At 40.2% G+C, this 19,224-nt stretch carries 14 protein-coding genes and 1 pseudogene; 1 reads left to right on the plus strand and 14 read right to left on the minus strand.

Going from position 1 to position 19,224, the window contains the following annotated elements; all coding sequences use genetic code 11:
* Window positions 1–24: 24 nt before the first annotated feature.
* From B6F02_RS09150 to B6F02_RS11080, 4 genes and pseudogenes are all read right to left on the minus strand, one after another.
* Window positions 25–1,455 (minus strand): annotated as a pseudogene (locus tag B6F02_RS09150) (amidase family protein); the annotation flags it as partial.
* Window positions 1,456–1,692: 237 nt separating this feature from the next.
* Window positions 1,693–3,126 (minus strand): 6-phospho-beta-glucosidase, encoded by a 1,434-nt coding sequence (locus tag B6F02_RS09155; RefSeq protein ID WP_080147047.1) that lies wholly within the window; start codon window positions 3,124–3,126, stop codon window positions 1,693–1,695.
* 155 nt (window positions 3,127–3,281) lie between these two features.
* Window positions 3,282–4,259: a radical SAM/SPASM domain-containing protein gene (locus tag B6F02_RS09160; protein WP_218672178.1), complete on the minus strand. Its 978-nt coding sequence runs from the start codon at window positions 4,257–4,259 to the stop codon at window positions 3,282–3,284.
* Complete coding sequence (locus B6F02_RS11080) at window positions 4,237–4,509, minus strand: hypothetical protein (protein ID WP_218672179.1); 273 nt, start codon at window positions 4,507–4,509, stop codon at window positions 4,237–4,239. The genes B6F02_RS09160 and B6F02_RS11080 overlap by 23 nt, the downstream gene beginning before the upstream one ends.
* Window positions 4,510–4,754: 245 nt before the next feature.
* On the opposite strand from B6F02_RS11080, the gene B6F02_RS09165 reads away from it, so the two are divergent.
* Entirely contained in the window at window positions 4,755–6,032 is a 1,278-nt protein-coding gene (locus B6F02_RS09165; protein WP_080147048.1) for an NAD(P)/FAD-dependent oxidoreductase, read from the plus strand.
* A gap of 93 nt (window positions 6,033–6,125) precedes the next feature.
* Here B6F02_RS09165 and recQ read toward each other — a convergent pair whose 3' ends face one another.
* The 10 genes from recQ to B6F02_RS09215 all read right to left on the minus strand — a co-directional run bounded on the left by recQ (window position 6,126) and on the right by B6F02_RS09215 (window position 19,141).
* On the minus strand, window positions 6,126–8,300 hold the full coding sequence (gene recQ / locus B6F02_RS09170; protein WP_080147049.1) for a DNA helicase RecQ: 2,175 nt from the start codon (window positions 8,298–8,300) through the stop codon (window positions 6,126–6,128).
* A 922-nt stretch (window positions 8,301–9,222) separates the two neighbouring features.
* On the minus strand, window positions 9,223–11,031 hold the full coding sequence (gene pepF, locus B6F02_RS09175; RefSeq protein ID WP_080147050.1) for an oligoendopeptidase F: 1,809 nt from the start codon (window positions 11,029–11,031) through the stop codon (window positions 9,223–9,225).
* Window positions 11,032–11,372: 341 nt separating this feature from the next.
* Complete coding sequence (locus tag B6F02_RS09180; protein ID WP_080147051.1) at window positions 11,373–12,320, minus strand: phosphoglycerate dehydrogenase; 948 nt, start codon at window positions 12,318–12,320, stop codon at window positions 11,373–11,375.
* A gap of 111 nt (window positions 12,321–12,431) precedes the next feature.
* Window positions 12,432–13,226 carry a hypothetical protein gene (locus tag B6F02_RS09185; RefSeq protein ID WP_080147052.1) on the minus strand — a complete coding sequence of 265 codons (795 nt, stop codon included), beginning with the start codon at window positions 13,224–13,226 and terminating at the stop codon, window positions 12,432–12,434.
* Window positions 13,227–13,380: 154 nt separating this feature from the next.
* Complete coding sequence (gene rsmI / locus B6F02_RS09190; RefSeq protein WP_080147053.1) at window positions 13,381–14,256, minus strand: 16S rRNA (cytidine(1402)-2'-O)-methyltransferase; 876 nt, start codon at window positions 14,254–14,256, stop codon at window positions 13,381–13,383.
* Entirely contained in the window at window positions 14,234–14,575 is a 342-nt protein-coding gene (locus tag B6F02_RS09195; RefSeq protein ID WP_080147054.1) for a GIY-YIG nuclease family protein, read from the minus strand. The genes rsmI and B6F02_RS09195 overlap by 23 nt, the downstream gene beginning before the upstream one ends.
* Window positions 14,562–15,272: a tRNA1(Val) (adenine(37)-N6)-methyltransferase gene (locus B6F02_RS09200; RefSeq protein ID WP_372924838.1), complete on the minus strand. Its 711-nt coding sequence runs from the start codon at window positions 15,270–15,272 to the stop codon at window positions 14,562–14,564. The genes B6F02_RS09195 and B6F02_RS09200 overlap by 14 nt, the downstream gene beginning before the upstream one ends.
* Window positions 15,273–15,727: 455 nt before the next feature.
* The gene (locus B6F02_RS09205; protein ID WP_080147056.1) at window positions 15,728–16,582 is read right to left on the minus strand and encodes an aminoglycoside 6-adenylyltransferase; all 855 of its coding nucleotides are present in this window, start codon (window positions 16,580–16,582) and stop codon (window positions 15,728–15,730) included.
* Window positions 16,583–16,618: 36 nt separating this feature from the next.
* Window positions 16,619–17,473 (minus strand): MBL fold metallo-hydrolase, encoded by an 855-nt coding sequence (locus tag B6F02_RS09210; RefSeq protein WP_080147057.1) that lies wholly within the window; start codon window positions 17,471–17,473, stop codon window positions 16,619–16,621.
* Window positions 17,474–17,779: 306 nt separating this feature from the next.
* Entirely contained in the window at window positions 17,780–19,141 is a 1,362-nt protein-coding gene (locus B6F02_RS09215; RefSeq protein WP_080147058.1) for an APC family permease, read from the minus strand.
* Window positions 19,142–19,224 lie beyond the last annotated feature (83 nt).

Consider the following 19,224-nt stretch of genomic DNA (forward strand, 5'->3'; position numbering starts at 1 on the left):
CCTTTTTATCAATACTGGTTTCTTACGGTGCAACGTACTTTGTTCGTAGGCATAGGCACATTCTAGTAATAGGGGTTCTGAATACTGTCCGGCAGTAAACGTTACACCGACTGGTTCTCCTGCAAGTGTACAGCCTGCTGGTACGGTTATCGATGGATATCCGGCCTTGGCAGGGATCATTGCGCCCACATTATTCGGCGTAAGAATGACATCTAACTGGTATTTTTTTAAAGCAGCATCCATTCCATTTTCACGAGACTGTTTCTGATCATGAATGTAACTGTTTAAATAATCAGGTTCAATCAGACGTCCACTCGTACTTTCCGCCTGGTAAAACAAAGCTTGTCCATATTTTAAAGCTCTCTGTCCCAATCGGCGGTTTCCTTGAATCATATCATTTAGCGTATTCAAGTGCAAAGATGCATCTACTGTTTTCAAATACGTCTCGATCGCAGACTTGAATTCGTAAAGCATGACATTGATATCCCAGTTACTGTCAGCTGATGGAATTTTAACATCTTCTACTACAATCGCACCGGCTGCTTTGACTTCTTCGATTGCTGCATCGATCACTTTTCTCTGTTCCTCTCCTATATACTGAAAGAAAGGCTGACGAGCAACACCGATTCTTTTGCCTTTTAATCCGTCTTTTTTAAGATAATCCGTAAAGTCGGTTCCTCTGAAAGGATTGGTTTTCGTTATAGGATCTTTTTCATCTACACCATTCAACACATTGAATAAAACGGCTGCGTCTTCAACTGTTCTGGTCATTGGCCCCGCTGTATCCTGTGTGATGGAGATCGGAATAATTCCAGTCCGACTCACTGATCCAACCGTCGGCTTCAGTCCGACTAACGCATTTTGACTCGCTGGGCTTAGGATCGACCCGGAAGTTTCTGTTCCGATCCCTGCCGCTGCTAAATTTGACGCAACAGCAGCACCGCTTCCGGCACTTGATCCGCCTACCATAAACTCTTTTCCATAAGGATTCAATGTCTGTCCGCCGCGTGAACTATATCCAGTCGGCATGGCCTCAGCAATAAAATTGGCCCACTCTGTCAAGTTTGTCTTGGCTAAAATAATCGCACCGGCTTTTCGCAATTGTTTAACGATAAAAGCATCTTCTTTTGCGACATGATCTTTCAACAGCAGCGAACCTGCTGAAGTATGCATTCTATCTTGAGTATCAATATTATCTTTGATCACTACTGGAATACCCTGTAAGTCTCCAAGGTACTCTCCGTTTTTCCTAGCTGCATCCATGCTGTCTGCTATAGCTAAAGCATCTGGGTTCACTTCTAAAATGCTGTTCAACGCTGGACCCGATGAATCAATGACTGCAATGCGTTCAAGATAAGCCAGCACCAATTGTCTGGAAGTGACTTCTCCCGATTCCAGTGCTGCCTGCAGCTGCTTGATTGTCTTTTCTTCTACCCACTTTAATGATTCCTTCACCTTAATTCCCCCAATTAACTTTCTAGCTGGTAAACGACCCAAGTTATAATGAAAACCTTCTGATGATTTTCCCCCAACTGATTTAGCTTTTCTTTGTACTCTATATTTTAAAGAACTCGATAGATTTAAACAATAGGCATTCTTTTAACGAGTTGCTGCTATGACCAAAAAGAGAGTGTCAGCTGCATTAGCCAACACTCTCTTCTATTCATCTGCTTAATCTGTTAAAAATGGTGATTAGTCGTTGCTGACATCTTCCCCATTTGTTGCGATGACTTTTTTGTACCAGTCAAATGATTTTTTCTTCGTACGTTTCAATGTTCCGTTACCAGCATTATCGCGGTCAACGTAAATGAAGCCGTAGCGTTTTTTCATTTCACCCGTTCCGGCACTGACAAGATCGATACATCCCCAAGATGTGTAGCCCATCAAGTCAATTCCATCTAGTTCCACAGCATCTTTCATCGCTTGAATGTGTTGAGCCATGTAATCGATACGGTAATCATCTTCTACATATCCATTTTCGTCCGGTGTATCAATAGCACCTAGTCCGTTTTCTACAATAAACAGTGGTTTTTGATAACGATCGTAAACGTCGTTCATTGTGATACGAAGTCCAAGCGGATCAATTTGCCATCCCCACTCACTGGCTTCCAAGTATGGGTTTTTAATCGAAGCAAAAATATTTCCGGCTGTTTTTTCATTTACTTTCGGATCTCCTGAAGCAACACGAGAAGAATAGTAAGAGAATGAGATAAAGTCTACTGTATGTTCTTTCAACAGTTCTTTATCGCCTTCTTCAAATGGAATCTCGATTCCGTCACGTTCTAGTTCTTTCAATGCATACGCCGGATACTCTCCGCGTGATTGTACGTCGATGAAGAAATAGTTTTCGTGATCTTCTTGTTGTGCTGCAAATACGTCTCTTGGATGAGGTGTATTTGGATAATATTTACCGGCTGCCAGCATACATCCGACTTGGTTTTCAGGATCTACTTCGTGCGCGATTTTAGTAGCTATCGCACTTGCAACCAGCTCGTGGTGAGCTGCTTGATATTTGGCTTGTTTTTGGTTTTCTCCTTCATCAAAAGCAATTCCAGCGCCCATGAATGGTGCGTGCAGAATCATGTTGATTTCGTTGAATGTTAACCAGTATTTTACTAAGCCTTTGTAACGGTTAAAGATTACACGGCATAAGTTTTCGTAGAATCCAACGACTTTACGATTGCGCCATCCGCCGTATTCTTTGATCAAGTGCATCGGGCAATCAAAGTGAGTAATCGTTACTAATGGTTCAATTCCATATTTATGGCATTCTTTGAATAAGTCTTCGTAGAATTTCAAACCTGCTTCATTCGGCTCTTCTTCGTCTCCTTTAGGGAAAATACGTGTCCAAGCGATCGATAAACGGTAGGTCTTGAAGCCCATTTCTCCGAATAACGCAATATCTTCTTTGAATCGGTTATAGTGATCGATGGCTTCTTTTGCTGGATAAAAATGTTCATCGTCGAACTCAAAATGTTTGACTTGTCCGGTAATAATCGGTCCGCGGTCTTCTCCCACAGGCACCACATCAACGTTTGCTAATCCGCGTCCATCTTGATCATATCCGCCTTCTAATTGGTTTGCCGCTGTAGCGCCGCCCCAAAGAAAATCTTTTCTAAATCCCATGTACTTGTTCCTCCTTAAGTAGTTGAGCTTTTGAAAGCCCTCTTTATCTATATCTAGATTGTAAAGGGTGTAATCCATTACATACAAGCGCTTTTATGTAAAGTTTTTATCCGATTTTTACAATTGAAGTTTATACTGAAAAAAACAATCATTTTTCAAAGCAGCTGCTGGCAGCATTTTTTGAATTTCTTGCCGCTGCCGCATAAACAGCGCTGATTTCTTTCTGGTTTGGGGTATCCGCTATTCAAGTAATGCAGCAGCTGCTCTTTCTTAATCCGATTAGCTATCATCTGCATTCTTTTATCAACATATTGATAAATCATTTTGTAAGCTTCGCAGAAATATTCTGTTTCTTGAGGATTTTTCCGATCTCTGTTTCTCGGGCAGCCGCCGTTGCACAATTTTAGAAAAGGACAAGTCTGACATTTCTCCGGTATTGATGGTTTAAGCTTTGAGAAATTCTGCAAAATAGGATGATTTAAGATATCTTCCAGTGAATCCGTTCCGACATTTCCGATTTTATAGTCTTCATGAATATAAAAATCACAGGGAAAAGCGTCTCCATTTTGTTCCAGGACCAATGTAGTTGGACAATACTCTCTATGCTGGCATAGTTCTGGAGTCTGATGCAGATAAACGGCCAACATATTTTCAAAAAAGCGGATGGATATATTTGGGTTGCCGTCGTTGTACCAGATATCGAATACATCACATAAAAACTGACCATATTCTTCCGGTGTAATATGGTACTGCGGCGCCTTATTCACTTCTTGAGAACGAAAATCCATGCAGGGAATAAACTGCAAATATGTAAATTCCTGTTTTCTGTAAAAATCCATCAATTCTTTGGCGTTATGCACATTGTCTTCATGAATTACAGTCAGTATATTAAAGGGGACCTCTTCATTTTTCAAGTGCTGAATACCGCGCATTACAGCATCATAACTGCCTCTTCCGTTGTTGCGGATTCGTCGCTTATCATGAATTTCTTTCGGTCCATCTAGACTAACTCCAACGAGAAAATCGTATTCTCTGAAAAATTGCGCCCAATACTTATTGATCAAGGTTCCGTTAGTCTGTACAGCATTACTGACTCTTGAAAACCAAGTCTCATGCTTTTTCTGCAGCTCCACGATCTTTTTGAAAAAAGCGAATCCCTGCCATCAATGGTTCGCCGCCTTGCCAGGCAAAAGGAACGACGCCTCTTTTCAGACTAATATATTCTTTTATAAACTTCTCCAGCACAACTTCATCAATCCGCTCAAATTTGCCAGGTTTCCCTTCACAGCGACTATAGTAACAATAATCACAAGCGAGGTTACATGCTTCTGATACGGTTTTCCACATAACCCCATCAATCACAGGCTGTTTTACAGGTATCATCTATTCGATTCCCTTCTGCTGCATTTCTCCTTCATTAATTTTAGCAGTATATTTAAAAAAAGAAATAATTTTGTGAAAAACAAAACAATTTAATATTCATACATATTTTTTTCATAGAACCCTCCTTCTTCATCAGTTATCTTCCGGTTCAGAATGTTCACATCTAATTCTTGAATCTTCTAGATAATCGTTATGTTCTGTGGTACAGTAACGGGTAGTTTAAAATGCAGAAATGAGGAAAGAACATGACCCACTACGATGTACTTGTCGTTGGCGGCGGGACAAGCGGGATGATGGCGGCCATTTCAGCGGCAGAGCATGGTGCAAAAGTTGCTGTTGTGGAAAAAAACAAGTTGCTGGGCAGAAAGCTTTTAGTAACGGGTAACGGACGCTGTAACGTAACAAATAATCGCGATAAAGAAGAAATCATTTCACATATCCCTGGAAATGGACGCTTTTTATATAGTGCTTTTTACCAATATGATAATTACGATATTATGAAATTTTTCCGTTCAAACGGAATTGCCTTAAAAGAGGAAGATCACGGAAGAATGTTTCCGACAACTGATAAATCAAGAACGATCGTTGAAGCTTTAAAACGAATTATGGAAGAGAAACACATTGAAGTCTTTTTGAAAGCACCCGTTGATACGGTGTTATATGAAGATGGAAAAACAAAAGGCGTTCGTCTGCAAGATGGACGGACTTTACTGGCTGCTAGTGTGATCCTTTCTACTGGTGGTCGAGCAATGCCGAAAACCGGATCTACTGGTGACGGCTATCAGTGGGCTAAAAAGGCCGGACATACCTTGAAACCACTATATCCTACTGAAGTACCTGTTACGTCTGATGAGCCTTTCATCGTTGACCGTGTATTGCAGGGACTGGCTTTGAGAGATGCGAATCTGAGTGTGCTGAATAAAAAAGGCAAGGCCGCGATCTCCCACCGGATGGATATGATCTTTACCCACTTTGGGATTTCAGGACCGGCTGTTCTGCGCTGTTCTATGTTTGTACATCAGACCATGAAACGCGACAAAACAGATCGAGTCACGATGACGATCGACGCATTGCCTGACAAGTCAGCTGGCGAGTTGAAACAAGACATTGCTAAACTGATGAAAGACGTCGGAGATAAAAGTGTGAAAAACACACTGAAGAGTTTGGTGCCAGAGCGATATCTATTATTTGGACTGGATAGAATGGATATTTCAGAAAGTCTGCCGCTGAAACAGCTGACACACGCGCAAATCGATTCACTTGTTGAGTTTTTCAAAGATTTCCGTTTCACTGTAAATGGTTCATTGCCGATTGAAAAAGCTTTTGTAACCGGCGGTGGGGTCAATACAAAAGAAGTAAATCCGAAAACGCTGGAAAGCAAACTAATGCAGAACTTGTACTTTACAGGAGAGATTCTGGATTATAATGGCTACACTGGTGGCTATAATATTACGGGCGCTTTTATTACTGGCCGAGTGGCTGGTATGCACGCAGCGCAATCCGTATTAGGAATAGCTCAATAAACAGTTAAAGAGCCGCTGAAGAAATCATAACCGATTTCTTCAGCGGCTCTATTTTATTGGGGAAATTTCTTCTTTATTTAGTAATTTTCTTTTTTATTTAATAAGCTTCTTTTCTTCCAGTTTCAGTTTTGCTAAAACAAATTTGATTTCATTGTAAGTGATCGTTTCAGTTACCGCCTCTTTTATCGGCTTGAGAAATTCTTTTCCAACTTCAGTGATAGCGGAGCGAATCTCGATTTCACATTCCGGAGAAACCAGACGTGTATAATCGATTGTTTTTTCTTCTTCAATCGCTTTGCTCAAATGATTGACAATTGTATTCGAAGAAAATCCTCGAAGTTCTGCAATTTCTTCAACCGACTGTCCATCCTGGAACAGCTGAAGCGTCTCTTCAGCAGAATCTTGGCTGCCGTTTTTAGACTGTAACGCTGGCTTAGTGACTGCTTTTGACGAAACATTTTCTTTTCGTTTGTTTTCAACTTCTATAGACTGCTCGGCAACATAGTCTTGGATCAGTGGAATAAACTGCTCGCCATATGTCGTCAGTTTCGCTTCTCCAACGCCGTTGATTGCTAAAAACTCTTCTTCCGTCTGTGGAAATTTAGCGGCCATATCAATCAAACTGCGATCGGTAAAGACTACAAATGGCGGCTTTCCAATATTTTGAGCGATCTCTGTTCTCAAGGCACGAAGCTCTTCAAATAAGTGTTCATCATAATTTTCAATATTTTCTACTGTTTTAGTTTTATGTTCTGTTTCTTGTGTGAGCTGCTGTCTCATAGCCAATGTGACTTGCCCTTTTAACAGCTCCGGTGTTTTCCCCGTGAACTGCAAGATGGGATACTGATCTCCACCCAGTTTCAGGTAACCTTCGCTGACCATAATCGAAATCATGTCTTTAATTTCTGTATCTTTATACTCTTTCATAATCCCATACGTACTCAACTGGTCAAATCCGAATTGTTTGATGCGCTGATTTTTCTTTCCGCGCAGAACATCTGTAACCAGCCCTGTGCCGTAAGCTTGTCTCATTCTGTGAATATTGGATAATATTTTTTGACAGTCTACCGTAATATCTTTCGTGATGGACTCGCCCGTACAGTTCGAACAGTTTTCACACTCGTTCCATTCAACTGACTGGTTGAAATAATTCAGAATCGTTTTACGCAGGCAGTTTCCGGTTTTACAATATGTGATCATCGTATTCAGGTTCTTTTTCGCATGCGGAGAATTCCCACGTTCAATCAACAAAGTATTTGTGATAATATCTTGAGCAGAATAAAAGAGAACGGCTTCTGCCGGTGCACCATCTCGTCCAGCACGTCCGGCTTCCTGATAGTAGCTTTCCATATCCAGCGGCATATTATAGTGGATAACTTTTCGAACGTTGCTTTTGTCAATCCCCATCCCAAAGGCATTCGTCGCTACAATAATCGGCTTGCGGTCATATAAAAACTGCTCTTGATTCTGCATTCTTTCTTCTGAACTGATTCCAGCGTGATAGAGGGTTGCCGGAAATCCTTTTTTGTTTAAAAAGGTATAAACACTCTCAACGTTTTTTCGGGTATTGCAGTAAATGATACTGGATTCGTTTTTATCCAATACCGAAATAAGTTTGTCTCTCTTTTTTGTAGGCTTTACGACAGAAAAATATAGGTTTGGACGGTCAAAGCTTGCAACATATTGATAAGGATTTTCCAGATGCAGCTGATTGATCATGTCTGCTTGAACAATATCTGTAGCCGTTGCTGTAAAAGCCGCAAACGGCGGTCTGTTTTCAAAAGCTTCCATGATTTGCGGAATCATTTGATAACTTGGTCTAAAGTCGTGGCCCCATTGTGAGACACAGTGTGCTTCATCCACGGCAACTAGATTGACCTTCATTTGTCGGACGACATTAAAGAAAAAATCATTGTCCAATCGTTCAGGAGAAACATACAATAAATCAAGCTCACCCATTGCTGCCTCATCCAGAATCATCTGCTGTTCAAAGAAAGACAACTGACTGTTAATGTAGGCTGCTTTGACCCCCATCGACTGAAGGGTGTCGACTTGATCTTTCATCAAAGAGATCAAGGGAGAAATGACCAGCGTGGTTCCTTCTAAAAAGATTGCTGGAATCTGATAACAGAGAGACTTCCCGCCTCCTGTTGGCATAACACCCAGAACGTCTTTCCCTTCCAGAATGGCTTCTATCAATTCCTGCTGTCCCGGTCTGAATGTGTCATATCCATAAAATTGTTTCAGTGTTTCAAAAATCGTCTTCATATTGCCTCCATGATTCTAAAGCTCGTTTAGTTATCTACTGCCATTCATTTAAGAAACTACTTTTTAGGTTATTTTGCATAAGTAATGTAACTTAACTATCTTACCATATTCAGTGATTATTTAAAGAAGCTGGAAGGAATTATCAAAAGAATCAAGCCTCATTCATCCTTTACTAATATAATTGTGCATTTACCTTAGAAATTGATTATTTTTTAGTTGAGTTTTCGTTTCATAGGATTTTCTTTGTTGTGACCCATTTAATTATGTGAGTTTGGAAGGGATTTTCAATGCTTATTGCCTTTTCTGGTTTGAGTACTGACAATCAGCGCTTTATTCTCTGTACTCTTTTTAATTTCTACCTTGAGTACTGACAATCAGCTCTTTATTCTTAGTACTCATTGCCGTTTCTACCTCGAGTACTGACAATTACCCCTTTATTCTCGGTACTCATTCTATTTTCTGTCTTGAGTACTGACAATCAGCGCTTTACTCTCTCTACTCATTGCCGTTTCTTGTTTGAGTACTGAAAATCTCCCCTTTATTCTCGCTACTCATTCTATTTTCTACTTTGAGTACTGAAAATTACCCCTTTGTTCTCGCTACTCATTCTATTTTCTACTTTGAGTACTGAAAATTACCACTTTATTCTCGCTACTCATTCTGCTTTTTATCTTGAGTACCAAAAAGTATCGTTTCATACTCAGTTTTCCGCTTCTTCTTTTCAATCAAGTCAATAATCCAATGCTTATTCTTGAAACTGATCATCATTTAAATTTCAAGCTAATCTCCACACGTTCCATCTCGTGCGAACCCATATTATCGATTCTTTACCGGCAACAAATTCTGTTAAACACAAAAAAATCAGGTTCTCCGTTTTAGCGGAATGCCTGATCTTTTGCTTAACCTTTTAGAATCTGTCTATCTATTTATTTTCCAGTTCGCCAGTCAACTCAATAATGCGGTCAACGGTTTCATCTAGATATTTGATGGTATCGGTTAATGGTTTGTCGGTCGTAATATCAACGCCCGCAACAAGTGGTGCTTCTGCTGGTACTTTTTGTCCGCCTAATGCTAGGAATTCTAACCAGCCATCCACTTTTTCTTCTCCACTCTTGATTTTCAAGAAAGCTTGAGTCGCAATCGTCAATCCCGCAGAGTAAGTGTATGGATATAGTCCCATGTAGTAGTGGATCTGACGCATCCAAGTCAATTCAGCACCTGGTTCAAGTTCAACGGAGTCTCCCCAGAATTCTTCTAGAACACTGCGTTTGATTTCGCTTAATTTGTTTGCATCAAAACTCTTGCCAGCATCGATCAGTCTATACACTTCTCTTTGATACGCTGCTTCAAGCAAGTGCGTCACAAAGTTGTGGAAGTATGTTTTAGAGATCATTTTAGATAAAATAGAGCGTTCCATACGCGGATCATCCGTTTTACCTTGCAGGTAGTCAGTCAATAGCAATTCATTAAAAGTAGACGGTCCTTCAATCAAGTATAGAGATGGACGCGCACTGGATAATGGATTGTTTTCATTTGAAAGAACGCCTTGTCCAGCATGTCCCAATTCGTGGAACAATGTGTAAGCATCTGTTAATTCACCTGTCCAAGTGATCATGACATATGGATGTTTACCGTAAGTCGTTGAGCAGAATGCACCAGAACGTTTTCCAATGTTTTGCGCGAAATCTGTCCAGCGTTCAGGATACGAGCGCATGATCATGTTGACATAGTCTTCTCCAAGCGGCGCCATAGCTTTTTGGACCAGGTCTTTAGACTCTTCGATAGTCAGTGGTGTCGTATATTCAGGATCCAAGTCAACTTTCAGATCGGCGTACGTCATTTTTTCCAGACCATGAACGTCTTTCAGATGCGTAATGAATTTACGCATTACCGGAGCAAAGTCTTTCATGATCATATCGATTTGACGGTGATACAATTCTTGATCAACTTCTTGGCTTTCTAGTAAATAATCGAAGATAGAGTCATATCCGCGCATTGTTGCGATGGTTTTCTCTGTCTGCAAGTGTGTATAAAATGCCGTTGCTACAGTGTTTTTGTATTTTGACATGACTTCACTGAATTTATCGTAAGCTGCACGACGAATTTTTGGATTATCAGAGTACATATAGACTTCTTCATATAATACAAAGCTTAATTCATATTCTTGTCCGTCTACTTCAAATGTTCCGAAGTCTGCATCTGCAGAACGAGCTTGCTCAAAGATTTCAGAAGGTGCATCAAAAACAGGGCCTAATTGAGCTAGTGCCTTTTCAACGTTTGGATCTAATTTTGCTTTTTTAGCCGCTTTAACTTCACGGACAAACGGTCCATATTGAGGCTCTTTTTCGACAACCGCATCTAACGTTGCTTCATCTGCTTCTTGAACTTGTGAGTTAAAGAAGCTTAGATTTGCACTAATACCCGCTAGTACATTGGATACATGGCGAGATTGCTGCTGTGCTTCACTGTCAGAAATATCAACAGAAACCGGCAGCATTCCGTATTGACCCAAATGGGACGCTTTAGCCATTAATCCTTCGTATTCTTTAATAGCTGCAATCAAAGTATCTACACCGTCAAGGTTTCCATTATATTTATCTGAAAAAGCTTGAACATCTTTTGGAAGCTGTTCTGCTGCTTGTTCAAACTCTGCTTGAGTACTGAAAATTGCTGAAAGATCCCATTTTAGATCTTCTGCAATATCCGCACGACGTTTTAGTTGTTCTGCCATTTTATTCTCCCCTTTGTCTGAATATAGTGAACAGATCAGTTATAGAAATATAACTAGAAGGGATTTAGTCATGCCTATGTAAAAAGACAACATCACCGAAGGAGGATGTGTAATTTTACTCTATTTAGACCGCTTTTACATTTCAACCTTAGTCCTTCACTACTAAATCTATTCACTCTTGCGAATAATTATAACACTCTTTGACTATTTTGTGTGAGAAAAATATGGGAAAATTCAAATTGAACACTCATTTATTTTTTGTCATTTTCCTTTTCTGAAATCTTAACAAAAAAACTGTCTTATTGTTCACTGAGAGCAGTCAACAACAAGGCAGTTTTCTTTTAGTATCCTTTTGAATAGTCCACTAAGTTCAGCGGAAGTTCTTCTCCATTGACATAAGCTTCTAAGTTCTTTTCAAATATCGGAAATAAGCTTGCGCTGTAGTCTTCCAGTCTTCCAGCGATATGCGGTGTGATCAGCACATCTTCACGGTTCCATAAAGGGTGGTCGCTTGGCAGCGGCTCTTCATGGAAAACATCCAGACCTGCATAGGCAAGATTATTATCCAGCGCCTCCATCAAAGCCTCTGTATCCACTGTACCGCCGCGTCCAACATTAATAAATATACTCTGATCTTTCATTTTAGAGAACAACGCCTGATTAAACATGTTTTCCGTTTCGTCCGTCATTGGCAGAATATTGATTACTATGTCTGCTTTTCCAATGACTTCAGATAAATCATCTTGAGTATGCTGTTCGTCCATATACTCGACTTCCCCGCCGCTGCGGTTGATTCCGATCGTTTTCATTCCGAAAGCTTGTGCAATTTTACCTGTCTGCTTTCCGATTTCCCCTGTTCCAACAATCATCATGGTTTTTCCACTCAATTCCAGCAAAGTACTGACAGAAATCCATTCAGATCTCAGCTGAGCGCGAAGAGAGATGTCCATTCCTCTCGTATAACTAAGCAGCATACCGAAGATTGACTCCGCAATCCCATTTGCATGGATACCGCTTGAATTCGTTAATAGAATATCCTGCTCATCTAATAATCCCTGGTCTAAGTAATCGACTCCTGCCGAAGCCACTTGAATCCATTTAATCTGATTATTTTCATTATGAATGAGGCGATTTCCTTCATCACTTTTCCAACCATAGACGATTTTAATGTCTTCAATATTTTCCGCTTCTTCCACAGAGGAAACGAGCGTATAATCTGGTGCAAGTTCCTTTATCCGATTTTCCTGTTCTTCTGTCAGTTTACGCAATGAAACGATTGTTTTTGTCATATCTTCCACCCCTTTTTAATATTATGACACAGCTTATCAGAAAATTCTATCTTGCGGTTTCAAACAAAAAGAGTACACCTTTTTTATGAAGGTATACTCTTTAATATTCACTTATTCGACTGTCTGATACTCGCCTGTTACAGAATCCAGTTTTTCAATATGTTCATCGTTTAAGTTAAAGTGGTAAAGTCCGATCATATTAGACCATTCTACACCATCTTGTTCAACGGTTTCTCTTACTTCAACGGTGACCCATTCTTCATCTGTTTTATCTACAAAGTAAGAATAATTTTCGTTGGTTAGTTCTAGTCGGTTCATTACTTGTTCAAATGCATAATCCTCTGCTTCTGCATCTGTCGCAAATTGACTGCCAGGTGTTGTTTCTTCTTCAGCTTTTTCTTCATTTTCTTTCACTTCTGCTTCGCGCTGCGTCAACCAGTTGTCCAGTTCTTCATCTGTTGCTTCTTCAATGGACTCTCCAGTATCTGCTAAGTATTCTTCACTTAAAACAGAAGACTGACGTTCTGTCTGGTATTCCGTCTTATCAGAGGAAGCGCCCGCTACTTGTCTAGCTTTTTCTGCTTGTGCAACATTTACTTCTTCCAGCAGATTTTCTGCTTCTGACTGTAATTCCGGGAAAGAAGATAAGTCATTTTTTAGTAAAATAGATAAGGTACCTGCTGCTTCATCGGTTTGATCAGCATCAAACTGTGCTTGCGCTTGATCCAGCATATCTTGGTATTCTGTTTCTGATCCAGTTGATTCTGCAGGTGTCTCTGTTGAAGTTTCTGTCGTTTCTTCTTGTGCTGTTTCAGGTGCTTCTGCTGATTCTTCTGTTTCATTACCGCAGGCTACTAGTACTGTACCAACGGTTAATAGTGCAGCTAATTTCGTCCATTTTTTCAATGAGGAAACCTCCTTTAGATACGTTCATTATACTGTATCTTTCTTTGGATTACTATTTAAATTAGAGACTGAATTTCGAGTTTGGATTTAAGCTTAACTCAAAGTTTCTGAACTCGTCCTCCTTTACTTATATTGCTGAATATCATTTATTTAATCACAACTCATGATACGCTGAGTAAATATCTCTTTTGGGTATGTCTCTTAGCCGAGCGACCATCTTGATGGCTTGCTTGCTGGAGATCGCTTCCGTCTCCATCACATGATCAACATGCTCTTTCAATGACCAATTCTGCCACTCTGCGGTTTCATCATTGACTGAAGCATCTGAGTTCCCTTCAAGAATCACACAAAATTCGCCCCTAATTTGCTCCGTTTGTGTCCAATCTGCCACTTCTGCGATCGTACCCCGGATAAATTCCTCATACCGTTTGGTCAACTCACGTGCCAGCACAATTTTCCGATTCGGTTCAAATACTTTTGCCATCTGTTCCAGCAAGGCTTTTAGTCGGTGTGGCGATTCATAAAAAACAATGGCTTCCTGCCGATTATTCAATGTCGTCAGTTCAGCTTGCAGCTCTTTTTTCTTTCGGGGTAAAAATCCATAAAAGTAAAAAGGCTGCGGGGCAATCCCTGAAGCGATCAAAGCTGTCAGTGCCGCATTTGCACCCGGCAGCGGAACGACAGAAATCCCTGCTTCCACTGCAGCCCTAACTAAGTCTACACCTGGATCGCTGATAGAAGGCATCCCGGCATCACTGACTTGTGCAATCGAGTTTCCATCTAACAACTGTTCAATCAGCTTTTCTGTCTTCTCTTTTGAATTATGCTCATGAAAACTGGTCTGCTTTGTATCGATTTCAAAATGATTCAGCAGCTTCTGTGTATTTCTTGTATCTTCTGCGGCGATCAGATCAACCTCTTTTAACATTCTAATTGCGCGAAAGGTCATATCTTCCAAGTTTCCAATAGGTGTAGGAACTAGATACAATGTCCCGTTTTCAGTTGGTTCAAAGCTCTTTTGCGTCTGCATCAGTTAACTCCTTTTTATCGACGACTATGCGTGGATCAGTTTTCTTGAATGGAATCTGAACACCTTCGTTTTTCAGATAGCGCTCTTTGTATTTTCTAGACAGTTTTTTAAATGCCGCCTCTGCTTTTGTCGCTTTGCTTCTAGAAGCATGTGCTTCTGCATAGACCATCTGAGCAGGTCTTCTGTATGATGGACGAGTATATTTGGCACCAACTCCAGTGTTGTGTTCTTTCAGCCTGCGGTCTAAATCAGTTGTATACCCGCCGTACAACGTACCATCTTTACACCGCAGCACATAAAAATAACTAGTGGTTTCCATAAATCATCCTTCTAACTTCCGGCAGATACTGATCTTGCTGATCGAATACAAAAAGCGGCGGCAGAACTGTAAATCCTGTCTCTTTTCCATTCTTAATGCCTTCGATCAGCAGCATGTTCGCTTCTTTATGTTCTTTCGGATACACGAACCTGACTCGTTTAGGTATGAGGTTAACAGCTCTCATTGCATCTAAAATCTCTAAAAATCGTTCTGGACGATGGACAAAATAGGCTTTTCCTTTTGTTTTTAACAGAAAAGCCGTTGCTTTGACCATTTCCTGTAAATCTAAGTGCAGTTCATGCCTGGCAATGGCAAGATGTTCATTAGGATTTTTAATGCTTTCATCTAATACTTTGAAATAGGGCGGATTACAAGTCACGACATCTACAGAATCATGCCGAATCCATTGTTTGACCTCATTAACATCTCCATGGATCATCTTGACTTGTTTTTCCAGCCCATTCAACTGAATACTTCTATTCGCCATATCCGCTAACCGCTCTTGCAGTTCCACTCCAATGATAGAGCTTTGCGTTTTCTGACTCAGCATTAAAGCGACTGCCCCGTTTCCAGAACATAAGTCAACAATTTTCGCACGAGAATGCTTTGGGACTTGTGCAAAATCTCCCAGCAAAACAGCATCCAGAGAAAAGGAGAACACCTTGGGACTCTGAATGATTTCCAAGTCACACTGCATCAACTGATCGATTCGTTCATCTTGCTTAAGTAAGTCGTTCACTATTTCAGCTTCCTTATCCATTGATTTCTTACAGTATACCAAATTTCAACACTGAACATTACCCTAGAATTGACAAAAGCCCCTCCAATGAAGGAGCGGCTTTCTAATTAAAAATAAATGACTTATACAGTTATTTCGGAGCTAAAATACTATTCAAATTATACTACTGAGTTTCTCATTTAAACAACACAGTCCCTACCTCTACCATGTCCTTACAACTCTCAAGTTGTGCCAGATCGATTAAACTTCGTTAAAACGATTTTATATAATGTTTCATATCTATTCTTAATGTAGTTATATTATACCATACGTACGTTAGAAAGCAATTATTCTGCTTTACCTGCCTCCTCTTTTTATCCAGCAGATATCAGGTTGCTCTAAATCGATGTATTTAGTTCAAGCAGGTTTCTTTTTTATCTCTTTAAGTAACTCAAAGTATAATTCATACTATTAGCTGCTTCTTCTCGATTATAATTAAAGTGATTTTTTTCAGCCGATTCTTTTGCACAGCTATCAAATTTCCGCTGCAGTATAATCAGAGCTTCTGACAGCTTTTCTAGTGAACTCAAATTCAGCAGTTTTAAAATATCCGCTCTTTCTTGTTCATCCAGATATTCCAATAGATACTTATAACTTTTCCCTATATTTATTCTATAATCGAAGCGGTCCGCAATCGACCAGCTCAAAAGCTTTAAGTATTCTTGAAAGCAGATCATTCGAAAATGCGATTCTGCATAAAGCAGTTCATTGCGGCAAATGCCTTTTACCACATACGTTGAAACCCACCAGAATTCGTTGCAGCAGTTTTTGAATTCTTTTTCAGTCGGCTGTTTCTGCCAGTAGATTTCATCATTAGTATACAGATCATCCGGTAACAGGGCTTTTGGATCATATAGAATGATTCCTACCGGATCTTCTTTTCTCCAATCTTCTATCTTCGACACTGGACATATACCCAAATCGATTCGATTGCCATCGGTAAACAACATGAGAAAATTAAAGCGTTCGTTCAAATCCAATGGACCTTCAGCGAAATCAGCAGGGGTTTGCAGCAGCAGCCTTTGCCCGAAAGCATTGATCCAGTTTCTTTCTTCTACTAACTCCTGCATTTTTTCATATTTTACAAAATATACGATATCATAATCTTGAAACTCATCTATCCGGGCATTTAGATTAGCTCTTGAGCCGTTCATGGCGATCGCCTCTACTCCTTCTATAGAAGCAGCCACCTCAAAAATCGTATGCATCATTTCGTCGCAGCTTCTCATGGTTTCTCCTTTCGAAATCCTTTATTTTTAGCAGTGTTATGAACGCTTCAAAGCATCTATGACTTCATTTCCATCTTCACTCCACTGAATCATTCGGTACTGAGCATCATGATAAAAAATCAGCTTTGCATTTTCTTGTCTGGCGATTTCTCCCCATTTCAGCTTGGCAGCAATAGAATCCATTGGATAGTCATCCAATCCTGTAACCCATAGCGGATTCTGATGCGCATGTGTCGGCATAATATCTGCCATATGCAGCAGTGTCTCTCCCTTTTGCGTCAATTTCACGATAGAATGTCCTTTACTATGCCCTCCAGTATGAAACAGTTCAATACCAGGAACCACTTCTACATGTTTATCAAATAGGATAACCTGATTCTGAATCGGTTCCCAATTTTCCTGCCGGTAAGTACTTTGCGTCCGCAAATTCGGATACCGCACTTCATCCCATTCGACCGTATTGATGTAAATTACTGCATTAGGAAAAGTCGTCTGATAGGTTCCTTTAACAAATTGTGTCAGCCCGCTCGCATGATCTGCATGCATATGCGTCATCAGCACAACGTCAATCTCTTCTCGTTTCAATCCAGCCTGTTCGAAACTGGCTTCTATTTTTACTCTCTCTTCAATTCCGCTATGTTTGATTTCTTTTTCTGTCAGTTTATCCACATTTATTCCGGTATCGATTAAATAATTTTTTTGCTGGTATTGAATCCAGATCATGTCTGTTGCCAGCTTTATTTGATTCTGCTCATTTACCGAATACTTTCTGGACCATACTGCCTTCGGTACCGGACCAAACATCGTTCCGCCATCCAACTGAGTCATGACGCCTTCTAACCAGGTGATCGTCATTTCATGAAATTTTAGTGAATCAAGTATTTTACTCATCCGTTATGCTCCTATCTGTTTCCTTTATTTAAAACTGTCTGTCATCTTTTTCATTGCCGATTATGCTTTACTGAACAGCAACTCAATAAAGGGATTCAAGAAGGTTATACCTTTTGAGTTGATTTCATAAAAGTCTCGGATTGTTTCTTAACCTTAACATAATGACCTTGAAGTAGAACCGTTGCTCCATTATTTTCAGATTTCCAAGCTCCTATTCACTCTTAGTTTAACGCCTTTATGTTCCTTTATGTATAAAAAAAATCGTCCTGCACACAATACTTAGCTGCGCGCAGGACGGTTTAACGGTTAGTCTTTCACTGTTTTCCTTTGATAATAATAGTATCCTGCTATACAGACAAGCAGTGAAAAAACCAAGAAAAACGGTACGAATGTCGGATTTGAAAAGATTCCGCCAACGAGAATAATCAAAGAACCAAGCGTTCCGAAGACTGGTGCTACATAGCCTAAGAAAACATTCTGAATTGTTCCGACTCGTTTCAACTGAATAACTTTAAGATAGAGTACCGCGTATGCCAAGTAACTGAAAATAATGGCAATTTCGCTGACGTCTCCACCTGATAATAGATTTGTTTTCTGCGTTATATAATGTAAAAACATCCAGCCCAGACTGAGGACAAAGGCAAAGGTAGCAGAGGCTGGTGAAAGTTCCCTTTCTGGATCGATTTCGGCAATCTTGTCACTCATTGGGATCATATTCTTAGTCGCCAGTGCTTGCGGCAGACGGATAAATCCTAATGTCAACCCATTTACAACCCCTAAAACTGCAATCAAGACAAACGTCAGGATAATGGATTCTCCCATTGGTCCCAGCAGTTCGGTACCGATCTGATTGATTGCACCGTCTCCTGTAGAAAGAATATATTCTTCTCCAACGATGGAGACTGTTCCTATAAAGTAGGCTAGATAAACGCCAAGTACGATCAGCGGTCCAATTGTTAAGGCAATCGGCATATTGCGTTTCGCATTTTTCACTTCTGGTGTAATGGTCGTTGAGATGACCCATCCTTCAAATGAGAATGCCATTGGTGCTAAAGCGGCCAACCAGCCCAGCCCTACTGAACTTGTCCCAATTTCAACGACTTCACTTGGTATTTCCGGCATTGGTGCGCTCCAGAAAATACCAGCAATGCCAATTCCGATCAAAGGAATCAGTTTAATAAAGGTCGTTATATTCTGAAATCTTCCGCCGGCTTTTAACGAAAGATAATTCATCGCAAATAGAAATGACAAATACACCAGTCCAATGCCAATTTGCATTTCCAGCGTTGAAGATAAGCCAAACAGCATCGTCGTATAGATTCCTGCTACCCATGACACAACAACGGTGATCGTTGGTAAGTAGACCCACATCTGAAACCAGCCGAATGCACTAGCCGCAGAAGAAGAGATAAATTCTTCAAAATAACCAACGACTCCGCCGATTTTTGTTGTTCTGCTTGCCAGTTCTGTTAGAGTGATACTACCGAAAATCACACATAGTGCACCAATACAAAATACTATAATACCTAAAACAACATCGCCGCCGGTATAAGTCAGGATATCGTCTGCTTTAAAAAAGATACCCGATCCGACACAGATGCCTACAATCATGGACAAAGCAGTCAGTAATCCATAATGCTGCTTGATGCCCTTCGTTTTTTCTTCCACTTCTTTGCTCCTTTAATGCTTCATTTTTTTGATAGAATATACTCGATTAAAATGAATATTGTTTTCAAAATAAAGTATATCTC

Source organism: Marinilactibacillus piezotolerans (assembly GCF_900169305.1).
GTDB lineage: Bacteria > Bacillota > Bacilli > Lactobacillales > Carnobacteriaceae_A > Marinilactibacillus > Marinilactibacillus piezotolerans_A.

Coding starts and splice junctions, on each gene's coding strand:
- B6F02_RS09165 (WP_080147048.1), top strand. CDS start 4,755: ATGACCCACTACGATGTACTTGTCGTTGGCGGCGGGACAAGCGGGATG.
- recQ (WP_080147049.1), bottom strand. CDS start 8,300: ATGAAGACGATTTTTGAAACACTGAAACAATTTTATGGATATGACACA.
- B6F02_RS11080 (WP_218672179.1), bottom strand. CDS start 4,509: ATGATACCTGTAAAACAGCCTGTGATTGATGGGGTTATGTGGAAAACC.
- B6F02_RS09205 (WP_080147056.1), bottom strand. CDS start 16,582: ATGAGAAGCTGCGACGAAATGATGCATACGATTTTTGAGGTGGCTGCT.
- rsmI (WP_080147053.1), bottom strand. CDS start 14,256: ATGCAGACGCAAAAGAGCTTTGAACCAACTGAAAACGGGACATTGTAT.
- B6F02_RS09180 (WP_080147051.1), bottom strand. CDS start 12,320: ATGACAAAAACAATCGTTTCATTGCGTAAACTGACAGAAGAACAGGAA.
- pepF (WP_080147050.1), bottom strand. CDS start 11,031: ATGGCAGAACAACTAAAACGTCGTGCGGATATTGCAGAAGATCTAAAA.
- B6F02_RS09200 (WP_372924838.1), bottom strand. CDS start 15,272: ATGCAGTGTGACTTGGAAATCATTCAGAGTCCCAAGGTGTTCTCCTTT.
- B6F02_RS09195 (WP_080147054.1), bottom strand. CDS start 14,575: ATGGAAACCACTAGTTATTTTTATGTGCTGCGGTGTAAAGATGGTACG.
- B6F02_RS09210 (WP_080147057.1), bottom strand. CDS start 17,473: ATGAGTAAAATACTTGATTCACTAAAATTTCATGAAATGACGATCACC.
- B6F02_RS09155 (WP_080147047.1), bottom strand. CDS start 3,126: ATGGGATTTAGAAAAGATTTTCTTTGGGGCGGCGCTACAGCGGCAAAC.